Here is a 17610-nt window from a genome sequence, read left to right on the forward strand (position 1 = left end):
GCCTTCAGCAGCTCCTACACGAGCCCAATGTAGGAGCTGCCGAAGGCTGCGATCTTTTGATGTTTATTCGCCTTCGTCGAAGTAGTTATTGATCAAGGCTACCAGCGCGTCCATCGCTTCCTTTTCCTGCTCGCCTTCCGTGCTCAGATGGATTTTGGTGCCCTTACCGGCAGCGAGCATCATCATGGCCATGATGCTTTTGCCATCTACTGTGGATTCAGGTGTGCGTCCTACCCTGATCGTGCAGTCCTTGAACTGGCCGGCGACCCCGACGAATTTTGCAGAAGCACGGGCATGCAGGCCCAGCTTGTTGATGATTTCGATTTCCAGAGCAGGCATCGCGATGTGAATCCTTTAGCTGAGGTCGCGGTGGCGAACCTGGACGTTCTTCAGGGATTTTTGCAGCGCCTGCCCCAGACGCTCGGTCAGGTAGACGGAGCGGTGATGTCCGCCAGTGCAGCCAATGGCAATGGTGACATAGGCGCGGTTGCTGGCGGCAAAACGAGGCAGCCACTTTAGCAGGTATGTGGAAATGTCCTGGAACATCTCTTCGACATCCGGCTGTGCCGCCAGGTATTCGGCAACCGGTTGATCGAGCCCGGACTGCTCGCGCAATTCCGGTTTCCAGTAAGGGTTGGGCAGGCAACGCACATCGAACACCAGGTCGGCGTCCACCGGCATGCCACGCTTGAACCCGAAGGATTCCACCAGGAACGCAGTGCCCGGCTCGGGCTGATTCAACAGACGCAGTTTGATGGCGTCGCGCAGCTGGTACAGGTTCAGGCTGGTGGTGTTGATCTTGAGATCGGCGAGGTCGGCAATCGGCCCGAGCAGGTCGCTCTCGACGCTGATGGCTTCGGCCAGCGAGCGGTTGGCGTTGGTCAGGGGGTGACGTCGGCGGGTTTCCGAGAAGCGCTTGAGCAAGGTTTCTTCGTCGGCATCCAGGTACAGCACATCGCACTGGATGTGGCGGTTGCGGACTTCTTCGAGCAGATCGGGGAAGCGTGACAGGTGGCTGGGCAGGTTGCGCGCATCAATGGAAACGGCGACCAGCGGCTGTAGCAGCTCGGTATGAATCAAGGCTCGTTCGGCCAGTTCCGGCAGCAGACCGGCAGGCAGGTTGTCGATGCAGTAGTAGCCGTTGTCCTCAAGAACGTCGAGGGCGGTACTTTTACCTGAGCCGGAACGGCCACTGACGATGATCAAGCGCATGATTACTGACCGTTTTGCTCGTCCAGGACAACCTGATACAGGGCTTCGTTGCTTGCAGCATTACGCAGTTTTTCGCGAACTTCCTTGCGGTCGAGCATGCTGGCGATTTGTCGCAGCAGCTCAAGGTGCGCATCGGTGGCGGCTTCCGGGACCAGCAATACGAACAGCAAGTCAACCGGCGCGCCGTCGATGGCGTCGAAGTCGATAGGGGCGTCCAGGTGCATCAATGCACTGATGGGTGAAACACAGCCCTTGAGACGGCAGTGTGGAATAGCGATGCCGTTGCCAAAACCGGTGGAGCCGAGTTTTTCACGGGCAATCAGTGCCTCGAAGACATCTTGCATCTCCAGGGCCGGCACTTCGCGGGCGATCAGATTGGCAATTTGCTCGAGGGCTTTCTTTTTACTGCCGCCCGGCACGTTCACCAGGGAACGGCCGGGGGTCAGGATACTTTCAAGTCGGATCATGGGTTGGGAGTGTTAACGACCGGTTGCACCCTGGAGGAGGCTCTGGGTCTTTTCCTTATGCTTTTTGAGTTGTTTATCCAGCTTGTCGGTGAGTGCGTCGATCGCGGCGTACATATCGGTATGTTCCGCGTTGGCGACCACTTCATTCCCGGGAATATGCAGCGTGGCTTCGATTTTCTGCTTCAGTTTTTCGACGGTCATCGTGACCTGCACATTAGTGATCTTGTCGAAATGTCGCTCCAATCGTTCGAGTTTTTCGCCGATGTAGGTGCGAAGAGGTTCGGTCACTTCCAGTTGGTGTCCACTGATGTTGACTTGCATACAGCTTCTCCTTCGTTGCCAGTGCATAAAGCGGCAGGCAGAAATGCCTGCCACTGGAACGCTGTGGCGTGGCTCTACATCAACCGCTTGCGTTCGCTCGAAGGCGCGATCCCGAGGGATTCGCGGTACTTGGCGACGGTGCGGCGAGCCACCTGAATGCCTTGTGCCTCCAGTAAACCAGCGATCTTGCTGTCACTCAATGGCTTTTTCTGATTTTCCGCGGCAACCAGTTTTTTGATGATCGCGCGGATCGCCGTGGACGAGCATTCGCCGCCTTCGGAGGTGCTGACGTGACTGGAGAAAAAGTACTTCAGTTCATAAATGCCCCGGGGGGTGTGCATGAACTTCTGGGTGGTCACCCGTGAAATCGTCGACTCATGCATGCCGACCGCTTCGGCGATGTCATGCAGGACCAGCGGCTTCATGGCTTCGTCGCCATATTCGAGGAAACCACGCTGATGCTCGACGATCTGGGTGGCAACCTTCATAAGGGTTTCATTGCGGCTTTGCAGGCTCTTGATGAACCAGCGGGCCTCCTGCAACTGATTGCGCATGAACGTGTTGTCGGCGCTGGTGTCGGCGCGGCGCACGAAACCAGCGTACTGGGCGTTGACCCGCAGCCGTGGCACCGACTCCTGATTCAGCTCCACCAGCCAGCGCTCGTTGTCCTTGCGCACGATAACGTCAGGAACGACATACTCGGCTTCGGTGGACTCGATCTGCGAACCCGGGCGCGGGTTGAGGCTCTGGACCAGCTCGATGACCTGGCGTAGTTCATCTTCCTTGAGCTTCATGCGGCGCATCAGTTGGCTATAGTCGCGGCTGCCAAGCAAGTCGATGTAATCGGTGACCAGGCGCTTGGCCTCAGCCAGCCAAGGGGTCTTGGCGGGTAGCTGGCGCAATTGCAGCAGCAGGCATTCGCCCAGGTTGCGGGCGCCGATGCCGGCGGGCTCGAATTGCTGGATGCGATGCAGGACCGCTTCGATTTCGTCCAGTTCGATGTCCAGTTCCGGATCGAAGGCGTCGAGGATTTCCTCGAGGGTTTCGTCCAGGTAGCCCTGATTGTTGATGCAGTCGATCAGGGTCACGGCGATCAGGCGATCGGTGTCGGACATCGGGGCCAGGTTCAGTTGCCACAGCAAGTGGCTTTGCAAGCTTTCGCCGGCCGAGGTACGGGTGGTGAAGTCCCACTCGTCGTCGTCATTGCTGGGCAGGCTGCTGGCGCTGGTCTGGTAAACGTCTTCCCACGCGGTGTCGACGGGGAGTTCGTTGGGGATGCGCTCGTTCCAGTCACCCTCATCGAGGTTATCAACCGTCGGGGCGGTTTCCTGGTAGGAGGGTTCCTGGATGTCGGTGTTGGGCTTCTGTTCGGCGTTGTCGGCCAAGGGGTCGGTGTTATCGAAGTCGTCGCCTTCTTCCTGGCGTTCGAGCATCGGATTGGACTCCAGGGCCTCCTGGATTTCCTGTTGCAGGTCCAGGGTCGACAATTGGAGCAGGCGGATAGCCTGTTGCAGCTGCGGTGTCATCGTCAGCTGCTGGCCCATTCTCAAGACTAGCGATGGTTTCATGGCAGGGGCTTAACACCTTATTCGCCGGCGCACACGCGCCATCCACTACAGGGCGCCGGGGCGCCAAACATAAGCAAATTATATGCCTGAAACTGTAGAGTTTGCCTAGAGCGCTGTAACAATAAAAAGCTGCAATGTTTTGTTGACAGGTTGCTCCGGCCGGCTCTTGAACATCTTTGAGGCGTCGTGTTTGCCTAGAGCGCTGTAACAATAAAAAAGAGTTGTTTTTTATCGAGACAAGCGCTCGTCGACCAGTCTCGCATCTCGGTGTCTTACAGGCGGAATTCGTGGCCCAGGTACACTTCCTTCACCAGGTCGTTGGCCAGGATGGTTTCAGCGTCGCCTTCGGCGATCAGTTGGCCGTCGTTGACGATGTAGGCGGTTTCGCAGATATCCAGGGTTTCACGAACGTTGTGGTCGGTGATCAGCACGCCAATGCCTTTGGCCTTGAGGTGGTGAATGATCTGCTTGATGTCCCCGACCGAAATCGGGTCCACGCCGGCGAAGGGTTCGTCGAGGAGGATGAATTTCGGGTTGGTGGCCAGGGCTCGGGCGATTTCCACGCGACGGCGCTCACCACCAGACAGGCTCATGCCGAGGTTGTCGCGGATGTGGCTGATGTGGAATTCCTGCAGCAGGCTTTCCAGTTCCTTGCGCCGACCGGCCTTGTCGAGTTCCTTGCGGGTCTCGAGGATGGCCATGATGTTGTCGGCCACCGACAGTTTGCGGAAGATCGATGCTTCTTGCGGCAGGTAGCCGATACCAGCCTTTGCGCGGCCGTGCATCGGCTGGTGGCTGATGTCCAGGTCATCGATCAGGACGCGGCCCTGGTCGGCCTGCACCAGACCGACGATCATGTAGAAGCAGGTGGTCTTGCCGGCACCGTTCGGGCCAAGCAGGCCGACGATCTGACCGCTGTCGATGGACAGGCTGACGTCGCGCACGACCTGGCGGCTCTTGTAGCTCTTGGCCAGATGCTGAGCTTTCAGAGTTGCCATTACTGGGCCTTTTTCTCGTCGGTTTTCTTCTTCGGCTGGATCACCATGTCGATACGCGGACGCGACTCGGTCACCTTGCTGCCGGTGGCGCGACCGGCGCTGGCCAGCTTCTTCTCGGTGTCGTAGACGATTTTCTCACCTTGGGTGGTGTTGTTGTCCTTGTCGATGACTTTGGCCTTGTCGATCAGCACAACGCGATTTTGCGTTGCGTGGTACTGGATGGTCACACCCCAGCCCTGGACGGGTTTGGTGTCGCCCGCCGTTTGCAGTTGCTCGAAGTAGGCCAGGTTGCCCACCGAGGTAACCACGTCGATGTCGCCATTCGGGGTGCGGGTCATGGTCACCTTGTTGCCGGTAACCTTCATCGTACCTTGGGTAATGATCACGTCACCGGTATAGATGGCAATACCTTGCTTGTCGTCCAGTTGGGCATCGTCGGCCTGAATGCGGATAGGCTGCTGTTGATCTTCCGGCAGAGCCCAGGCGCTCACGCTTCCCAGTGCTGCGCCCAGACTGAGCAAAATCGGGAGGGTTTTAACGAGCCTCATACTGTCCTCTTACGTTCGATAGCAGGTGTATCCTGCTTTCTTTCAAATACGCCTTCATTCCCTTGCCAGTCGATACACCGCCAGCGCCGTCGATTCTAACGTCTTGCTCTGTCTGCGCATATTGCTGCTGCGGGAACACGGTCATGCGGGTGCTGGTGATCAGGGTTTTACGGTTTTTCTCGTCGAAGCGCGTGATACGCACGTCATCGATCAGTTCGACCTGTGTGCCATCAGGGTTGACCTCGCCGTGCAGGCTCTGGACGTGCCACGGAAATTCAGTGCCGCGGAACACATTCAGGTCGGGGTTGGTCAGCAATGTCACCTCGGTCGCTTTCAGGTGCTCGACCTTGTCGGACACCAGATCATATTGCAGCTTGCCGTCCGGCAGGTACTGCACGCTGTGGGCGTTGATGGCGTAATAGTCGATCGCGCTTTCATCGACCGGCGTTACCGGCTTGTCGAGGAAGCGTTCCGGGCTGATGTTCCAGTAGCCAGCCGCGGCGAATATCGCCGCGATGCAACTGTACATCAGGGTGTTGCGAAACTTTTTGCTCAGCATAGTGGGCTCACAGGTACGCCGCATTGGCCGCATCGAGGCGGTCCTGGGCGCGCAGGATCAGTTCGCAGAATTCGCGAGCGGCACCTTCACCACCACGGGCGAGGGTGATGCCGTGAGCGTGTTCACGCACGAAGCTGGCGGCATTGGCCACCGCCATGCCCAGGCCGACGCGGCGAATCACCGGCAGGTCCGGCAAGTCATCGCCGAGGTAGGCCACCTGTTCATAGCTCAGGTTGAGTTGGGCCAGCAGTTCGTCGAGTACCACCAGTTTATCCTCACGACCCTGATAGAGATGCGGGATGCCGAGGTTTTTGGCTCGTCGCTCGACCACCGGAGTCTTGCGGCCACTGATGATGGCGGTCTGCACACCGGCGGCCATCAGCATCTTGATGCCCTGGCCGTCGAGTGTGTTGAACGTCTTGAATTCGCTGCCGTCTTCGAGGAAGTACAGGCGCCCGTCGGTCAGCACGCCATCGACATCGAACACCGCCAGTTTGATCTGTTTGCCGCGTTGCAACAGGTCCGCACTCATTACATTACTCCTGCACGAAGCAAGTCGTGCATGTTCAAGGCGCCGACCGGGCGGTCTTCACGGTCGACCACGACAAGCGCGTTGATTTTATGATCTTCCATGATTTTCAGCGCTTCGGCGGCGAGCATTTCGGCGCGGGCAGTCTTGCCGTGTGCAGTCATGACCTGGTCGATGGTAGCGCTATGGATGTCGATGCTACGGTCCAGCGTGCGACGCAAGTCACCGTCGGTAAAGATCCCGGCCAGCTTTCCATCGGCTTCCAGGACCACGGTCATGCCCAGGCCTTTGCGGGTCATTTCCATTAGTGCGTCCTTCAGCAGGGTGCCGCGCTGTACTTGCGGCAACTCTTGCCCGGCGTGCATGACATTTTCCACTTTCAGCAGCAGGCGTCGGCCCAGGGCACCACCGGGATGGGAAAAGGCGAAGTCTTCGGCGGTAAAGCCACGGGCTTCCAGCAGCGCGACTGCCAGGGCGTCGCCCATGACCAGGGCGGCGGTGGTCGACGAGGTTGGTGCCAGGTTCAGCGGGCAGGCTTCATGCTCGACGTGAACATTCAGGTTGACCTCGGCGGCCTTGGCCAGCGCGGAGTCAGGATTGCCGGTCATGCTGATCAATTGAATGCCCAGGCGCTTGATCAGCGGCAGCAGGGTCACGATTTCATTGGTGGAGCCGGAATTCGAGAGCGCCAGAATGATGTCGTCGCGGGTAATCATGCCCATGTCGCCGTGGCTGGCTTCAGCCGGGTGCACAAAAAATGCCGTGGTGCCGGTGCTGGCCAGGGTCGCGGCAATCTTGTTGCCGATGTGCCCCGACTTGCCCATGCCGACCACGACCACGCGGCCCTTGCTGGCCAGAATCATCTCGCAAGCGCGTACGAAATCAGCATCGATATGGGGCAGCAGGCCTTGCACGGCTTCTACCTCGAGGCGGATGGTGCGTTGTGCTGATTGAATCAGGTCGCTGGATTGGCTCATGTCAGAAATCGTATAGCCTGATGAAAAGTCGGCGATTATAACGGTAATGATCGAATCCCTCACGCAAGTTCGTCGCGCATTGTCATTACCTGTTGCGGGAAACCTTCTAAATGGCGCTTTCAACCCGTCATGCAGTTGAACTTGCCCCGGCTTTGGCCTTGGGCGCGCAGCCTTTGCAGTGATATAGTTCGCCGCCAGTTCGGCCTGCCCGGGAGGTATGTGCTTTCGTCAGGAAGCCAGGCGTCCGAGTGAGAGGCTGCATCGCAAGGAGTTTAGATGAGTGCCGATAACGCCTACGCGGTCGAGCTGAAGGGACTGTCCTTCAAGCGCGGTGCGCGCAGCATTTTCAATAATGTCGATATCCGTATCCCGCGCGGCAAGGTCACCGGCATCATGGGGCCTTCCGGGTGTGGCAAGACCACGCTTTTGCGTCTGATGGGTGCCCAGTTGCGGCCTACCAGGGGCGAAGTCTGGGTCAACGGTCAGAATCTGCCAAAACTGTCGCGCAGCGACCTGTTCGATGCGCGCAAGCATATGGGCGTGCTGTTTCAGAGCGGCGCACTGTTCACCGACCTCGATGTCTTCGAGAACGTCGCCTTTCCGTTGCGGGTCCATACGCAACTGCCGGATGAAATGATCCGCGACATCGTCCTGCTCAAGCTGCAGGCTGTGGGCTTGCGCGGTGCCATCGACCTGATGCCCGACGAGCTTTCCGGCGGCATGAAACGCCGTGTTGCGCTGGCCCGGGCGATTGCGCTCGACCCGCAGATCCTCATGTACGACGAGCCCTTTGTCGGCCAGGACCCCATCGCAATGGGCGTTCTGGTGCGCCTGATTCGTTTGCTCAACGATGCGCTGGGCATCACCAGCATCGTGGTGTCCCATGACCTGGCCGAGACCGCGAGCATTGCCGATTACATTTATGTGGTGGGCGATGGTCAGGTGCTGGGGGAGGGGACGCCGGACGAGTTGATGAACTCGGATGAACCGCGCATTCGTCAGTTCATGACCGGCGAACCCGACGGCCCGGTCCCGTACCACTTTCCAGCGACGGATTACCGCGCAGATCTTCTGGGGAAGCGCTGATGCGCAGAATTTCATTGATAGAACGCGTTCGCCGCTTCGGCCAGGCCGGCATCGATGCGCTGGCGGTGTTCGGGCGTTCGAGCTTGTTCCTGTTCCATGCCTTGCTCGGCCGGGGCGGTATCGGTGGCGCCTTCGGGCTGCTGGTCAAGCAGCTGCATTCGGTGGGCGTGATGTCCCTGGTGATCATTGTGGTCTCCGGGGTGTTCATCGGCATGGTGCTGGCGCTGCAGGGCTTCAACATTCTTTCCAGCTATGGTTCGGAGCAGGCTGTCGGGCAGATGGTTGCCCTGACGCTGCTGCGTGAACTGGGGCCGGTGGTGACTGCCTTGCTGTTCGCCGGGCGCGCAGGTTCGGCGTTGACCGCCGAAATCGGCAACATGAAGTCCACCGAGCAGTTGTCCAGCCTGGAAATGATCGGGGTTGACCCGCTCAAGTACATCATCGCGCCACGCTTGTGGGCCGGTTTCATTTCCCTGCCGGTGCTGGCGATGATTTTCAGCGTGGTGGGTATCTGGGGCGGCTCGTGGGTAGCTGTCGACTGGCTGGGAGTCTATGAAGGTTCCTACTGGTCGAACATGCAGAACAGCGTGACGTTCACCGACGATGTGCTCAACGGGATCATCAAAAGTATCGTCTTTGCCTTTGTCGTGACCTGGATCGCCGTATTCCAAGGCTATGACTGCGAACCCACTTCCGAGGGGATCAGTCGTGCCACTACCAAGACCGTTGTATATGCCTCGTTGGCAGTACTCGGCCTGGACTTTATTCTGACCGCCTTGATGTTTGGAGATTTCTGATGCAAAACCGCACCCTGGAAATCGGTGTCGGCCTTTTCTTGCTGGCTGGCATCCTGGCTTTGCTCTTGTTGGCGTTGCGGGTCAGTGGCCTGTCCCCGAGTCCGAGCACCGATACGTATAAACTTTACGCCTACTTCGACAATATCGCCGGTTTGACGGTCAGAGCTAAAGTGACCATGGCCGGTGTGACTATCGGCAAGGTCACGGCCATCGATCTGGATCGCGACAGTTTTACTGGTCGGGTGACCATGCAGTTGGAAAAACGCATCGATAATCTTCCGGCGGACTCTACTGCATCTATCCTGACCGCTGGCCTGTTGGGCGAAAAGTACATCGGTATCAGCGTGGGCGGGGAAGATACCCTGCTCAAGGATGGCGGAACCATCCATGACACGCAGTCATCGCTGGTGCTCGAAGACCTGATCGGTAAATTCCTGCTCAATACCGTTAGCAAAGAAGCTAAATGAGGAACTGTTAAATGATCTCTACCTTGCGACGTGGCCTGTTGGTAATACTCGCGGTGTTTCCGTTGGTGTCCCACGCCGTGGCGGCGCCTTCCGCGCACGATCTGGTACAGGACACCACTAATCGGATGCTGGCCGATCTGGCGGCCAACAAAGAAAAGTACAAGCAGGATCCGCAAGACTTTTATGCGGCGCTGAACACCATCGTCGGGCCGGTCGTGGATGCCGAGGGCATTTCCAAGAGCATCATGACGGTCAAATACTCGAAGAAAGCATCCCCGGCGCAGATGAAGACCTTCGAAGAAAACTTCAAGAAGGGTCTGTTCCAGTTCTATGGCAATGCCTTGCTGGAGTACAACAACCAGGGCATCACCGTTGATCCGGCCAAAGACGAGTCGGGCGACCGTACCACCGTTGGCATGACCGTCAAGGGCAGCAGCGGTGCGATCTATCCAGTGTCCTACACGCTGGAAAAGATCAACGGCGAGTGGAAACTGCGTAACGTGATCATCAATGGCATCAACATCGGCAAGCTGTTCCGCGATCAGTTCGCCGATGCGATGCAACGCAATGGCAACGACCTGGACAAGACCATCAATGGTTGGGCCGGGGAAGTCGCCAAGGCCAAGGAAGCCACCGACAAGAAGCCAGGGCAGTCAGCCCAATGAGTGAGTCGGCAGTCCAGATGGACGAAGCGGGCGAGCTGCGACTCAGCGGTGTGCTGGATTACCGCACCGGCCCTGGCCTGCGCGAGCAGGGCAAGGCGCTGATCAAGGCCAGCAAGGCTGCGGCGCTGGTGGTCGATTGCTCGGCGGTGACCAAGTCCAGCAGTGTCGGTTTGTCGTTGCTGCTGTGCTTTATCCGCGATGCGCAGGCGGCCGGCAAGGCCCTGAGTATCCGCGGAATGCCGGATGACATGCGTGAAATTGCTCAGGTCAGCGAGCTGACCGAGCTGTTGGCGCACCCCTGACACGCATCTATAAAGAAGCCCCCCGTCCGAGTCCTGTTTGGCGGGGTTCGCAGGCGCGGGGCTTTTTTGTATGATGTCCGACCCGCGCGCACAGGGCGCCGAATGAGGTTGAGCATGCAGGCCGTAGAAGTGAAGAGCTTCCTTGAAGGAAAGCTGCCCGGAACTCAGATAGAAGTTGAGGGCGAAGGCTGCAATTTCCAGCTGAACGTGATTAGCGATGAACTGGCGGCATTGAGCCCGGTGAAGCGTCAGCAGAGCATCTATGCCCATTTGAACCCATGGATCGCTGATGGCAGCATCCACGCGGTGACTATGAAATTTTTCAGCAGCGCGGCCTGGGCCGAGCGCACCTGAGCCCAAGGGCGTCGAGATTCTTATGGATAAATTGATTATTACCGGTGGCGTTCGTCTTGATGGCGAAATCCGCATCTCCGGGGCAAAGAACTCTGCCCTGCCGATCCTGGCGGCCACTTTGCTGTGCGATGGCCCGGTGACCGTGGCCAACCTGCCGCACCTGCACGACATCACCACCATGATCGAGCTGTTCGGCCGCATGGGCATCGAGCCTGTGATCGACGAAAAACTCTCCGTCGAAATCGACCCGCGCACCATCAAGACCCTGGTCGCACCGTACGAACTGGTTAAAACCATGCGTGCGTCGATCCTGGTGCTGGGCCCGATGGTTGCCCGTTTCGGTGAAGCCGAAGTCGCCTTGCCTGGCGGTTGCGCCATCGGTTCGCGTCCGGTTGACCTGCACATCCGTGGCCTGGAAGCCATGGGTGCAGTCATCGACGTTGAAGGCGGCTACATCAAGGCCAAGGCGCCTGAAGGCGGCCTGCGCGGTGCGCACTTCTTCTTCGATACCGTCAGTGTGACCGGTACCGAAAACATCATGATGGCCGCAGCGCTGGCCAAAGGCCGCAGCGTCCTGGCTAACGCCGCGCGCGAGCCTGAAGTGGTCGACCTGGCGAACTTCCTGAACGCCATGGGTGCCAAGGTTTCCGGTGCCGGCACCGACACCATCACCATCGACGGCGTCGAGCGTCTGCACACCACCACTTACAAGGTGATGCCGGACCGTATCGAAACCGGTACCTACCTGGTTGCCGCTGCCGTGACCGGCGGCCGCGTGAAGGTCAAGGACACCGATCCGACCATCCTCGAAGCCGTTCTGGAAAAACTCCGTGAGTCCGGTGCCGAAATCACCTGCGGCGAAGACTGGATCGAGCTGAACATGCACGGCAAGCGGCCGAAAGCCGTCAACGTGCGGACCGCTCCGTACCCGGCGTTCCCGACCGACATGCAGGCCCAGTTCATCTCCCTCAACGCCATTGCCGAAGGCACCGGTGCTGTGATCGAGACGATCTTCGAAAACCGCTTCATGCACGTCTATGAGCTGCACCGCATGGGCGCCAAGATCCAGGTCGAGGGCAACACCGCGATCGTCACCGGCACCGAAAAACTCAAGGGCGCGCCAGTGATGGCGACCGACCTGCGTGCCTCGGCCAGCCTGGTGATTTCGGCCCTGATCGCCGACGGCGACACCCTGATCGACCGCATCTACCACATAGACCGTGGCTACGAGTGCATCGAAGAAAAACTGCAGATGCTGGGCGCCAAGATCCGTCGCGTTCCGGGCTAGTACCTGCTGCATGGGCATAAGGACGTGCCCGTTGATTTGTTGAAGTCGGGCCGTTTTCGGCTCGATGTATGTCCGGCGCCATTTGTGACCGGGCATGAGTACCTTGATAAGGACTGACGTTTCCCATGTTGACCATCGCACTGTCCAAGGGCCGCATCCTTGACGACACCCTGCCGCTTCTGGCTGAAGCGGGCATCGTGCCGACCGAGAATCCGGACAAGAGCCGCAAGCTGATCATTCCCACGACCCAGGAAGATGTACGCCTGCTGATCGTGCGTGCCACCGATGTTCCGACCTATGTCGAACATGGTGCTGCCGACCTCGGTGTCGCCGGTAAAGATGTGCTGATGGAATATGGCGGCCAGGGCTTGTACGAGCCACTGGACCTGCAAATTGCCCAGTGCAAGTTGATGACGGCCGGCAAGGTTGGCGCGGTCGAGCCCAAGGGCCGCCTGCGCATCGCCACCAAGTTCGTCAACGTTGCCAAGCGTTATTACGCTGAACAGGGTCGTCAGGTCGACATCATCAAGCTGTACGGCTCGATGGAGCTGGCACCGCTGATCGGCCTTGCCGACAAGATCATCGACGTGGTCGACACCGGTAACACGCTGCGGGCCAACGGCCTGGAGCCACAGGATTTCATTGCTGCCATCAGCTCCCGGCTGATCGTCAATAAAGCTTCGATGAAAATGCAGCACGCCCGTATCCAGGCGTTGATCGACACCCTGCGCAAGGCAGTGGAGTCTCGACACCGCGGCTGATTCACCTGCGCGACCTTGAGTCGCGCCCGTCTATCCGCCTCATAGCCAGAATTCTCAGGTGCCCAAGCGGAAACGACTGCTAAGTTAGGGCGCCTGAGTTTTTGCCATTCCTATGAGGTTCTCGCTATGACCGCACTGACTGCAATTCGCCGACTCAACGCTGCTGACCCGGATTTCGCGCATCATCTGGATCATCTGCTGAGCTGGGAAAGTGTGTCTGACGACTCGGTCAATCAGCGGGTGCTGGACATCATCAAGGCCGTGCGTGAGCGTGGCGACGCGGCACTGGTGGACTTTACCCGCCAGTTCGATGGCCTGGACGTGAAGTCCATGGCCGACCTGATCCTGCCGCGCGAGCGTCTGGAACTGGCACTTACCCGTATCTCCGTGCCGCAGCGCGAAGCGCTGGAAGTCGCCGCGGCTCGAGTGCGCAGCTACCACGAAAAACAGAAGCAGGATTCCTGGAGCTACACCGAGGCCGACGGCACGGTGCTGGGCCAGAAAGTCACGCCGCTGGACCGCGCCGGTCTGTACGTGCCGGGCGGCAAGGCGTCGTACCCGTCGTCGGTGCTGATGAACGCGATTCCGGCCAAGGTTGCAGGCGTCACCGAAGTGGTCATGGTGGTGCCAACCCCGCGCGGTGAAATCAACGAGCTGGTGCTGGCCGCTGCCTGCATCGCCGGTGTCGACCGCGTGTTCACAATCGGTGGCGCTCAAGCCGTTGCCGCATTGGCTTACGGCACCGAAAGCGTGCCGAAGGTCGACAAGGTGGTCGGCCCGGGCAACATCTATGTCGCCACCGCCAAGCGCCACGTGTTTGGCCAGGTCGGTATCGACATGATCGCCGGCCCTTCGGAAATCCTTGTGGTGTGCGACGGCCAGACCGATCCGGACTGGATCGCCATGGATCTTTTCTCCCAAGCCGAGCACGACGAAGACGCCCAGGCCATTCTGGTCAGCCCCGACGCCGAGTTCCTCGACAAGGTCGCCGCCAGCATCGCCAAGCTGATGCCGACCATGGAACGCGCCGCGATCATTGAAACCTCGATCAATGGCCGTGGTGCACTGATCAAGGTGCGCGACATGGAACAGGCCATCGAAGTCGCCAACCGCATCGCGCCGGAGCACCTCGAATTGTCCGTTGCCGATCCACAGGCCTGGCTGCCGAAAATCCGCCATGCCGGCGCGATCTTCATGGGCCGTCACACGTCCGAAGCCTTGGGTGACTACTGTGCCGGCCCGAACCACGTATTGCCGACCTCCGGCACTGCGCGTTTCTCCTCGCCGCTGGGTGTGTACGACTTCCAGAAACGCTCGTCGATCATCTTCTGCTCCGAGCAGGGCGCGTCCGAGTTGGGCAAGACCGCTTCCGTGCTGGCCCGTGGCGAGTCGCTGACCGCCCACGCGCGTAGCGCCGAATACCGCATCGTTGATGAACAAAAGGGGAACTGAACATGAGTAAATTCTGGAGCCCGTTCGTCAAGAATCTGGTGCCTTACGTCCCGGGTGAGCAGCCGAAGCTGGCAAAGCTGGTGAAGCTCAACACCAACGAAAACCCGTACGGCCCATCGCCAAAAGCCCTTGCGGCGATGCAAACCGAACTGAATGACAATCTGCGTCTGTACCCGGACCCGAACAGCGATCTGCTCAAGCAGGCCGTTGCCAGGTACTACGGCGTGCAAGGCAATCAGGTGTTCCTCGGAAACGGTTCCGATGAAGTGCTGGCGCACATCTTCCACGGTTTGCTGCAGCACGATCAGCCGCTGCTGTTCCCGGACATCAGCTACAGCTTCTATCCGGTTTACTGCGGGTTGTACGGCATCAAGTTCGACGCCGTGCCACTGGACGAGCAATTCCAGATCAACCCGGCGGACTACGCCAAGCCGAACGGCGGGATTATCTTCCCCAACCCGAACGCACCTACAGGTTGCCTGTTGGCGCTGGAGGCGGTGGAGCAGATTCTCAAGGCCAGCCCGGATTCTGTGGTCGTGGTGGACGAGGCCTACATCGACTTCGGCGGCGAGACGGCAATCACGCTGGTCGAGCGTTATCCGAACCTGCTGGTGACCCAGACCCTGTCCAAGTCCCGTTCCCTGGCCGGCCTGCGGGTGGGGCTGGCGGTCGGCCATCCGGACCTGATCGAGGCGCTGGAGCGGATCAAGAACAGCTTCAACTCCTATCCGCTGGATCGCATGGCGAATGTCGGCGCTGCCGCGGCGTTCGAGGATCGCGAGTATTTCGACAAGACCTGCCGGTTGGTGATCGAGAATCGCGAGAAGGTCGTTACGCAGCTAGAGGAGAAGGGGTTTGAAGTGCTGCCATCGGCGGCGAACTTCATTTTCGCCCGTCACCCCCGGCACGATGCGGCGGGGCTTGCGGCCAAGTTGCGTGAGCAGGGCGTGATCGTCCGGCACTTCAAGCAGGAGCGGATTGCCCAGTTCCTGCGGATCAGCATCGGCACGCCAGAGCAGAATCAGGCGCTGATCGATGGACTCGGCGACCTCTAAAAACAGGCACGACCCTGTGGGAGCGAGCTTGCTCGCGATGGCGGCCTGACAGTCAACAATGATGTTGAATGTTATGGCCTCATCGTCGGAACGCCGCCCGGAGCAAGCTCGCTCCCACAGTAGTTTTGGGTGCTGCGTTACTCTTCTTCTTTTTCCTTGACCGGAGCCGGCGGCGGACGCAGGCCGACTTCCGCTGTCAGCTTGAGTTCCTTGCCGTTGCGCATCACCTGGATCGCGACCTTGTCTGTCGGCTTGATCCGCGCCACCTGATTCATCGAGCGGCGGCCATCACCGGCCGGTTCGCCATCGATGGCAAGAATCACATCACCCAGTTGCAGGCCGGCCTTCTGTGCCGGACCGTCGCGGAAAATCCCTGCCACTACAATGCCCGGGCGTCCGGACAAGCCGAACGATTCGGCCAATTCCTGGGTCAGCGGCTGCACTTCGATACCCAGCCAGCCACGAATCACCTGGCCGTGCTCGATGATCGACTTCATCACTTCCATCGCCAGCTTTACCGGGATCGCGAAACCGATGCCCTGGGAACCGCCGGATTTGGAGAAGATCGCCGTGTTGATGCCGGTCAGGTTGCCGATGGCATCCACCAGCGCACCGCCGGAGTTGCCGGGGTTGAYYGCKGCGTCGRTCTGGATGAAGTCTTCATAGTTGTTCAGGCCCAGTTGGTTGCGACCGGTGGCGCTGATGATGCCCATGGTTACGGTCTGGCCGACGCCGAACGGGTTGCCGATGGCCAGCGCGACGTCGCCGATGCGGATGTTGTCGGAACGCCCGACAGTGATCGACGGCAGGTTTTTCAGGTCGATTTTCAGCACCGCGAGATCAGTCTCCGGATCGCTGCCGATCACCCGCGCCAGGGTTTCCCGGCCGTCCTTGAGCGCCACCACGATCTGGTCGGCGCCGCTGGTCACGTGGTTGTTGGTCAGGATGTAGCCTTCCGGGCTCATGATCACGCCGGAGCCGAGGCTCGATTCCATGCGTTTCTGCTTGGGCGAGTTATCGCCGAAGAAGCGACGGAACTGCGGATCTTCGAACAACGGATGGTTGGGTTTGTTGATGACTTTGGTGGTGTACAGGTTCACCACCGACGGCGCCGCGGTGGATACCGCTTCGGCATAAGACACCGGGCCCTGCTGCATACTGGTGGTTTGCGGCGCTTGTTGCAGATTGACGTCGAGGCTTGGAAGCCCGACCCACTGCGGGTAACGCTGGATTATCAAAAGAGCGACAAGCACGCCGGCCAGCAGCGGCCAGCCGGAAAAACGCAGCGCCTTGAGCATTAAGCACTTCCTGAGAGAGTTGCAGGCGGTATGAGACCGCTCATAATGACGCGCATTATACGAGGCCGCACGCGCCTCTGAACGGGATATTTAGGAGTCTTTTATGGCCGTCGCCCTGAGCACCCTGGTCGAAGAAGCCGACCGTTACCTAAACAGCGCCAAAATCGCCGATTACTGTCCCAATGGCCTGCAGGTCGAAGGCCGTCCGCAAGTGATGCGCATTGTCAGTGGCGTCACTGCCAGCCAGGCCTTGCTCGATGCGGCAGTGGAGGCCAATGCCGACCTGGTGCTGGTGCATCATGGCTATTTCTGGAAGGGCGAGAACCCGTGCATCACCGGCATGAAGCAGCGCCGCTTGAAGACCCTGCTCAAGCACGATATCAGCCTGTTGTCCTATCACCTGCCGCTGGATCTGCACCCGGACGTCGGCAATAACGTGCAGCTCGCGCGGCAACTCGACATCACCGTCGAAGGCCCGCTGGACCCGGACAATCTGAAGATTGTCGGCCTGGTCGGCTCGCTGAATGAGCCGATGACGCCCCGGGATTTCGCCCGCCGCGTCAAGGAAGTCATGGGCCGTGAGCCGCTGTTGATCGAAGGCAGCGCGATGATCCGCCGCGTCGGCTGGTGCACCGGTGGTGGCCAGGGTTACATCGATCAGGCCATACTGGCAGGCGTCGATCTGTACCTCAGCGGCGAGGCTTCCGAGCAAACCTTCCACAGCGCCCGGGAAAACGACATCAGCTTCATCGCCGCCGGTCACCATGCCACCGAGCGCTACGGCGTTCAGGCGCTGGGGGATTATCTGGCGCGGCGCTTTGCGCTGGAACACATCTTCATCGATTGCCCGAATCCGATTTGATTTCCGACTGCAATGTGATCGCTTTTGTAGGAGCTGCCGGAGGC

Annotated in this window: 22 protein-coding genes; 11 read left to right on the forward strand and 11 right to left on the reverse strand. The window is 59.4% G+C overall.

Annotated features, from left to right (window positions below; translation table 11 throughout):
* Nucleotides 1-63: 63 nt before the first annotated feature.
* The 10 genes from AC1DXW_RS07010 to AC1DXW_RS07055 all read right to left on the reverse strand — a co-directional run bounded on the left by AC1DXW_RS07010 (nt 64) and on the right by AC1DXW_RS07055 (nt 7179).
* Nucleotides 64-339, reverse strand: a complete 276-nt coding sequence (locus AC1DXW_RS07010; protein ID WP_008046141.1) for an HPr family phosphocarrier protein — start codon at nt 337-339, stop codon at nt 64-66.
* Between the two features lie 15 nt (nt 340-354).
* Nucleotides 355-1212, reverse strand: a complete 858-nt coding sequence (rapZ, locus tag AC1DXW_RS07015; RefSeq protein WP_477753410.1) for an RNase adapter RapZ — start codon at nt 1210-1212, stop codon at nt 355-357.
* 2 nt (nt 1213-1214) lie between these two features.
* The gene (gene ptsN, locus AC1DXW_RS07020) at nt 1215-1679 is read right to left on the reverse strand and encodes a PTS IIA-like nitrogen regulatory protein PtsN (protein ID WP_150718657.1); all 465 of its coding nucleotides are present in this window, start codon (nt 1677-1679) and stop codon (nt 1215-1217) included.
* A 12-nt stretch (nt 1680-1691) separates the two neighbouring features.
* The gene (hpf, locus tag AC1DXW_RS07025; RefSeq protein WP_007941242.1) at nt 1692-2000 is read right to left on the reverse strand and encodes a ribosome hibernation-promoting factor, HPF/YfiA family; all 309 of its coding nucleotides are present in this window, start codon (nt 1998-2000) and stop codon (nt 1692-1694) included.
* A 74-nt stretch (nt 2001-2074) separates the two neighbouring features.
* The gene (locus AC1DXW_RS07030) at nt 2075-3568 is read right to left on the reverse strand and encodes an RNA polymerase factor sigma-54 (protein ID WP_477753411.1); all 1494 of its coding nucleotides are present in this window, start codon (nt 3566-3568) and stop codon (nt 2075-2077) included.
* Between the two features lie 272 nt (nt 3569-3840).
* Nucleotides 3841-4566 carry an LPS export ABC transporter ATP-binding protein gene (gene lptB, locus AC1DXW_RS07035; protein ID WP_477753412.1) on the reverse strand — a complete coding sequence of 242 codons (726 nt, stop codon included), beginning with the start codon at nt 4564-4566 and terminating at the stop codon, nt 3841-3843.
* Nucleotides 4566-5114: a lipopolysaccharide transport periplasmic protein LptA gene (gene lptA, locus AC1DXW_RS07040; protein WP_477753413.1), complete on the reverse strand. Its 549-nt coding sequence runs from the start codon at nt 5112-5114 to the stop codon at nt 4566-4568. Before lptA ends, lptB begins: the two co-directional genes overlap by 1 nt.
* Nucleotides 5101-5673, reverse strand: coding sequence for an LPS export ABC transporter periplasmic protein LptC (gene lptC, locus AC1DXW_RS07045; protein ID WP_477753414.1), 573 nt, complete (start codon nt 5671-5673; stop codon nt 5101-5103). Before lptC ends, lptA begins: the two co-directional genes overlap by 14 nt.
* A gap of 7 nt (nt 5674-5680) precedes the next feature.
* Nucleotides 5681-6205 (reverse strand): KdsC family phosphatase, encoded by a 525-nt coding sequence (locus AC1DXW_RS07050; RefSeq protein ID WP_008018712.1) that lies wholly within the window; start codon nt 6203-6205, stop codon nt 5681-5683.
* On the reverse strand, nt 6205-7179 hold the full coding sequence (locus AC1DXW_RS07055) for a KpsF/GutQ family sugar-phosphate isomerase (RefSeq protein ID WP_477753415.1): 975 nt from the start codon (nt 7177-7179) through the stop codon (nt 6205-6207). The genes AC1DXW_RS07050 and AC1DXW_RS07055 overlap by 1 nt, the downstream gene beginning before the upstream one ends.
* A 276-nt stretch (nt 7180-7455) precedes the next feature.
* Between AC1DXW_RS07055 and AC1DXW_RS07060 the strand changes: the two genes are divergently transcribed.
* From AC1DXW_RS07060 to hisC, 10 genes are all read left to right on the forward strand, one after another.
* Nucleotides 7456-8265, forward strand: a complete 810-nt coding sequence (locus AC1DXW_RS07060; RefSeq protein ID WP_477759871.1) for an ATP-binding cassette domain-containing protein — start codon at nt 7456-7458, stop codon at nt 8263-8265.
* Nucleotides 8265-9062, forward strand: a complete 798-nt coding sequence (gene mlaE, locus AC1DXW_RS07065; protein ID WP_223546373.1) for a lipid asymmetry maintenance ABC transporter permease subunit MlaE — start codon at nt 8265-8267, stop codon at nt 9060-9062. The genes AC1DXW_RS07060 and mlaE overlap by 1 nt, the downstream gene beginning before the upstream one ends.
* Nucleotides 9062-9529, forward strand: a complete 468-nt coding sequence (gene mlaD, locus AC1DXW_RS07070) for an outer membrane lipid asymmetry maintenance protein MlaD (protein ID WP_056728368.1) — start codon at nt 9062-9064, stop codon at nt 9527-9529. Before mlaE ends, mlaD begins: the two co-directional genes overlap by 1 nt.
* An 11-nt stretch (nt 9530-9540) precedes the next feature.
* Entirely contained in the window at nt 9541-10194 is a 654-nt protein-coding gene (locus AC1DXW_RS07075; RefSeq protein ID WP_477753417.1) for an MlaC/ttg2D family ABC transporter substrate-binding protein, read from the forward strand.
* Complete coding sequence (locus AC1DXW_RS07080; RefSeq protein ID WP_477753418.1) at nt 10191-10496, forward strand: STAS domain-containing protein; 306 nt, start codon at nt 10191-10193, stop codon at nt 10494-10496. Before AC1DXW_RS07075 ends, AC1DXW_RS07080 begins: the two co-directional genes overlap by 4 nt.
* 114 nt (nt 10497-10610) lie before the next feature.
* On the forward strand, nt 10611-10850 hold the full coding sequence (locus tag AC1DXW_RS07085) for a BolA family protein (protein ID WP_105340088.1): 240 nt from the start codon (nt 10611-10613) through the stop codon (nt 10848-10850).
* A gap of 22 nt (nt 10851-10872) precedes the next feature.
* On the forward strand, nt 10873-12138 hold the full coding sequence (gene murA, locus AC1DXW_RS07090) for a UDP-N-acetylglucosamine 1-carboxyvinyltransferase (protein ID WP_223455589.1): 1266 nt from the start codon (nt 10873-10875) through the stop codon (nt 12136-12138).
* Nucleotides 12139-12263: 125 nt separating this feature from the next.
* Nucleotides 12264-12899: an ATP phosphoribosyltransferase gene (hisG, locus tag AC1DXW_RS07095; protein ID WP_008018703.1), complete on the forward strand. Its 636-nt coding sequence runs from the start codon at nt 12264-12266 to the stop codon at nt 12897-12899.
* A gap of 126 nt (nt 12900-13025) precedes the next feature.
* Nucleotides 13026-14351 (forward strand): histidinol dehydrogenase, encoded by a 1326-nt coding sequence (gene hisD, locus AC1DXW_RS07100; protein WP_477753420.1) that lies wholly within the window; start codon nt 13026-13028, stop codon nt 14349-14351.
* 2 nt (nt 14352-14353) lie between these two features.
* Nucleotides 14354-15406: a histidinol-phosphate transaminase gene (hisC, locus tag AC1DXW_RS07105; protein WP_477753421.1), complete on the forward strand. Its 1053-nt coding sequence runs from the start codon at nt 14354-14356 to the stop codon at nt 15404-15406.
* A 137-nt stretch (nt 15407-15543) separates the two neighbouring features.
* Here hisC and algW read toward each other — a convergent pair whose 3' ends face one another.
* Nucleotides 15544-16704: a Do family serine endopeptidase AlgW gene (gene algW, locus AC1DXW_RS07110; RefSeq protein ID WP_477759872.1), complete on the reverse strand. Its 1161-nt coding sequence runs from the start codon at nt 16702-16704 to the stop codon at nt 15544-15546.
* 103 nt (nt 16705-16807) lie between these two features.
* On the opposite strand from algW, the gene AC1DXW_RS07115 reads away from it, so the two are divergent.
* Nucleotides 16808-17566 carry a Nif3-like dinuclear metal center hexameric protein gene (locus tag AC1DXW_RS07115; RefSeq protein ID WP_477753423.1) on the forward strand — a complete coding sequence of 253 codons (759 nt, stop codon included), beginning with the start codon at nt 16808-16810 and terminating at the stop codon, nt 17564-17566.
* Nucleotides 17567-17610 lie beyond the last annotated feature (44 nt).

This window comes from Pseudomonas sp. P4_C4, from assembly GCF_056402055.1.